Source organism: Heliobacterium mobile, assembly GCF_009720735.1.
GTDB classification, from domain to species: Bacteria; Bacillota; Desulfitobacteriia; order Heliobacteriales; family Heliobacteriaceae; genus Heliobacterium; species Heliobacterium mobile.
On sequence record NZ_WNKU01000093.1, the window covers coordinates 1 to 1,200 of the forward strand.

The window sequence follows — 1,200 nt, forward strand, 5'->3', positions numbered from 1 at the left end:
GGAGCCAGCCGCCGAAGGTGGGGTCGATGATTGGGGTGAAGTCGTAACAAGGTAGCCGTATCGGAAGGTGCGGCTGGATCACCTCCTTTCTATGGAGACTCGTCACGGCTGGTAGCAGGTAACTGGTATCGCAGTCGTGAGATGTCGAGGTCGAACGCACGCAATGCAACACAACTGTTTGATTTTGAGGGACTGGAGGAACTTACCGGTTGAAAACCTCAACCAGGTGTAGTAAACTTCTAAATCCGGTGATGAACCGGATAGACCTCGACAACTACAAAAAGATCTGGTGGCAATGGCGGAGGGGTCACACCCGTTCCCATCCCGAACAGGTCAGTTAAGCCCTCCTGCGCCGATGGTACTTGGGACGTTGGTCCCTGGGAGAGTAGGTCGCTGCCAGATTGACCGGGTTTTTACCCGGCAGACCTGACAAACGTCAGGTTTTCATATGACCGCCCTTATATGGCGGAACTGTTCCTTGAAAACTGCACAGAGGTAAAAAGTAAAGCGCAAAGCAGTGATGATTACAGCGTAGTTGTTTTTGACAGCTTGACCCTTTGCTTGCGAAGACAAGCGAATGTCAGATTGGACGAAACAGCATGAAGTGATCATTCATTGAAAATAAGGTCAAGTTAGTAAGGGCATACGGTGGATGCCTAGGCGCTGAGAGGCGAAGAAGGGCGCGGACAGCTGCGAAAAGCTACGGAGAGCCGCAAGCAGGCGTAGACCCGTAGATACCCGAATGGGGCAACCCGTCCGGAGTCATATCCGGACATCGCTGACTGAATCCATAGGTCAGTGAAGCCAACCCGGGGAACTGAAACATCTAAGTACCCGGAGGAAAAGAAATCAAGCGAGATTCCCCCAGTAGCGGCGAGCGAACGGGGAAAAGCCTAAACCGTCTCTTCGGAGGCGGGGTTGCGGGACCTTCATCCCGAATGAATCATCCTAGTCGAAGCGGTCTGGAAAGGCCTGGCACAGCAGGTAACACCCCTGTAGACGAAAGGACGAGCCATTCCGAAGGGATCCCAAGTACCGCGGGGCACGTGAAATCCCGTGGGAATCCGGGGGGACCACCCTCCAAGGCTAAATACTCCTCAGCGACCGATAGTGAACCAGTACCGTGAGGGAAAGGTGAAAAGCACCCCGGAAGGGGAGTGAAAGAGAACCTGAACCCGTATGCTTACAAGCAGTCGGAGC

3 rRNA genes are annotated in these 1,200 nt (G+C 53.8%); all 3 read left to right on the forward strand.

Features of this window, described 5'->3' with window-relative positions:
* Nucleotides 1-89, forward strand: a 16S ribosomal RNA gene (locus GJ688_RS19785); the annotation flags it as partial.
* A gap of 196 nt (nt 90-285) precedes the next feature.
* Nucleotides 286-402: ribosomal RNA gene (gene rrf / locus GJ688_RS19790) — 5S ribosomal RNA — on the forward strand.
* Between the two features lie 223 nt (nt 403-625).
* Nucleotides 626-1,200: ribosomal RNA gene (locus tag GJ688_RS19795) — 23S ribosomal RNA — on the forward strand; the annotation flags it as partial.